Below are 1,599 nucleotides of genomic sequence, written 5' to 3'. Positions count from 1 at the left end.
TTACCGAGTCAGGTTCGACACCTTGTTCTAGTTGTTTTTTGACGCATTTTTACTTTTAGGGTATTTTCACCCTAACGCCGTGAGTCAATCGATCTCAAACCATCGATTCCAAACACTGGTTCTCAGCAATAGCCGTTATTGGCTAACTATAAGCTTCACTGAAATTTGGCTCTGCACTCACACCCTTTTCCAAACAAAAAACGGCATCCGAAGATACCGTTTTCTATTGCAAGAAAAGACGCTTGCCTATTGGCAAGAAAGCGCGGTTAGAGCCGCCAATGACGCACGTTTTTCGCCCGCCATCATGGCGTCATCATCATCATTCACGTATTGGCTTACTCCTTCTTTCACATCTTGCTGGTAGCGTACGACATTATTCAGCACAGAAGCCACGTGCAAACCACGTAAACGACCCACTGTAAACAACGCCGAGGTTCCATCATCGGCTCCCAAGATGCCTTTTTTGTTCCAGTATTGGCACAAAGTTTCTTCATCATCGGTATAGAAGCTGTCGTGAGAACGCACTACGCCCATATGGTAGGGAACAGTTTGCATTTGCAAATAGCCATCCAACCCTTTGAGCAAGCTAAAGCTCGCATAAGCAGGGTAAGCCGCGTCAATGTAGCTTTGACCCCCCTTCATCGCGCAGCAGCCCCTTCCGCTACGATCAACTCACCCAGTGCGATATTCGGTTCGCATCGCACCTGCAGAACCAACACGAATGATGTATTTCGCGCCGCATTGCTTGAGCTCTTCAACGGCAATAATCATTGAAGGTGCACCAATGCCCGTGCTGCAAACGGTGATGGCTTTACCTTGAAACTCACCGTTGAAAAGGCGGTATTCACGGTTCTCTGCTATCAGTTCGGCGTTTTCTTACGTAACGCTGCAATTCGTTCGCGCGATCCGGCTCGCCACACACGATCACTCGTTCTGCGACTTGCGTTTCATCAACACACAGATGAGGCTGTTTACTCATGCGACTGCCTCATCGGCCGATTTTTCTGACTTCTGTTGCGTCGATGCTTGGTTACGCTTCGCTGTACGTGCCCATTCGACGCGTACCATTCGTCAGCAATGAAACATTAGGATTCGCGTACTGCAGTGACATCGGCATACACCCCTTGCATGGCGTAGATGCCGACACTAATGATGTTGATCACCACCCAAAGCACCCAGTTTTCAACATTATTTTCTGGTCATGAGGATTTGCGCCACAATCGGACAATACCGTCATCGTCGAATCCCAAAATGGGAAAGCGTCAGGCTCCAATACTGGCTCAGCAAGCCCAGCGCCGAACACATTCATGGTGTCCACTGCGATATTTGCCAATGCGAAGAAAAATGGATCGATGTACACGGTCAATAACGCAATCGCACACACGCAGAGGCCCGCCGTGATCACCATTTTCTTTTGGCTCAGCCAGCGCACTTCCAGCAAATCCCCTTCGGCATTCGGTCTTGTCCATGCATACCAGCCATAAACGTTAGCACAAAAGAAAACAGACTGTAGCAAAGCAAATCCATATAATTGAATTTGGAAGAAGATCACCGCAAATAGCGTCACGTTAATCAAACCAAATAGATAGTTGATGGTTT

General features: G+C 48.0%; 2 pseudogenes. Both read right to left on the bottom strand.

Features of this window, described 5'->3' with window-relative positions:
• Window positions 1-246 precede the first annotated feature (246 nt).
• Window positions 247-979, bottom strand: a pseudogene (locus CIK04_RS27945) (nucleoside phosphorylase).
• Window positions 976-1,599 (bottom strand): annotated as a pseudogene (gene pnuC / locus CIK04_RS27940) (nicotinamide riboside transporter PnuC); the annotation flags it as partial. The pseudogenes pnuC and CIK04_RS27945, both read right to left, overlap by 4 nt.

The organism is Vibrio sp. 03_296, from assembly GCF_002265885.1.
This window is presented reverse-complemented; position numbering and strand designations above follow the sequence as displayed.